We start from the raw sequence: 1,196 nt of genomic DNA, 5'->3' as shown, positions 1-1,196 counted from the left end.
CGACGAGGTTCATCCAGGAGGCGTGTGTTGGGGTGAAATGCACGATGACCCGAGGATGCTCGGCAAGCCACGGCGATGTCAACCCGTGCAAGCAACGTTGTCTCGTAGGAGGGCTTCGAACTTTTCGCGTGGGGTGTAGAAGCCGAGTGTCTGTCGGGGGCGTTCGTTGAGTTCGCGGGCGATGGCGTCGAGGTAGGCCTGGTTGCTGGTGATAGCAGTCCCTTTGGGCAGGTACTCGCGGATCAGGCCGTTGGTGTTCTCGTTGGACGGGCGTTCCCACGGTGAATGCGGGTGTGCAAAGTAGATCGGCAGGTCAGCGGCCACGGTGATCGAGGCATGCTCTGCCATCTCGGTGCCCTGATCCCAGGTCAATCCTTGCCGCATGAACTCCGGCAACCCCTGGAGGTGATCGATCAACACATCGGCGACACCGTCGGCCTTCTTCCCGTCGGGCAACCCGAGGATCAGGGTGTAACGCGTGCTGCGTTCGACCAGGGTGATCGCGGCGGTCGTGTTGCCGGCCCCCACGATCAGGTCACCTTCCCACCAGCCGGGCACCCGCCGGTCGGTGGCGTCGGCGGGGCGATCATCGATGGACACCATGCCCACGATCCGCGCCGTGCGCTCACCGGGCTTCTTGCGGGATCTTCGTTGGGACTGCTTGCTGCGCAACATGATTCCCTGCCTGGCGAGTTCTTTGCCGGGATGGGCGTAGATCCACCGGTAGATGGCTTCATGCGAGACCCTGCGGCCCTGGGCGTCGAGGGAACCATCCATAAGTTCCACACTCTCGCCTGAGGCCTCCAGCCGCAACCGTCCCGCGATCTGCCGGGGTGTGCGGGAGGCCTTCAGATCCGCCCGCACCCGCGCCGCCAGCACCGGATCGGCGTCGATCGCACGGATCTGCGGGCGCGCCCTCGCCGCGGCGGCCTTCTTGTCCGCAGCCACCACCCGATACCCTGCCGCGGTGCAGTTGCGGCGGATCTCGCGTGAGATCACCGACTTGCACCGGCCCAGATGTGCTGCGATCGCGGTGACCGTCCAACCGGCTTTCACCCCCGTGGCGATCTCCGCTCGATCCTCGATCGTCAACATCCTGCGCCCCACTACAACCCCTGTCCACCAACGCCTCTCGGCTACCGTTGCTTCGAGGGTATGACACCGCCGTCTCTTAGCGATATGAGACGATGAGTTGC

General features: G+C 64.5%; 1 protein-coding gene. It reads right to left on the bottom strand.

The genetic code is table 11. The features are described 5' to 3' along the window. Nucleotides 1–78: 78 nt before the first annotated feature. Nucleotides 79–1,095 (bottom strand): IS30 family transposase, encoded by a 1,017-nt coding sequence (locus ACXMYJ_RS29145; RefSeq protein ID WP_223375426.1) that lies wholly within the window; start codon nt 1,093–1,095, stop codon nt 79–81. Nucleotides 1,096–1,196 lie beyond the last annotated feature (101 nt).

The organism is Mycobacterium sp. ZZG, assembly GCF_054786995.1.
This window is presented reverse-complemented; position numbering and strand designations above follow the sequence as displayed.

What these genes read in the sequence shown, in the direction of transcription:
- ACXMYJ_RS29145 (WP_223375426.1), bottom strand. Translation starts at nt 1,095, where the DNA reads ATGTTGACGATCGAGGATCGAGCGGAGATCGCCACGGGGGTGAAAGCC.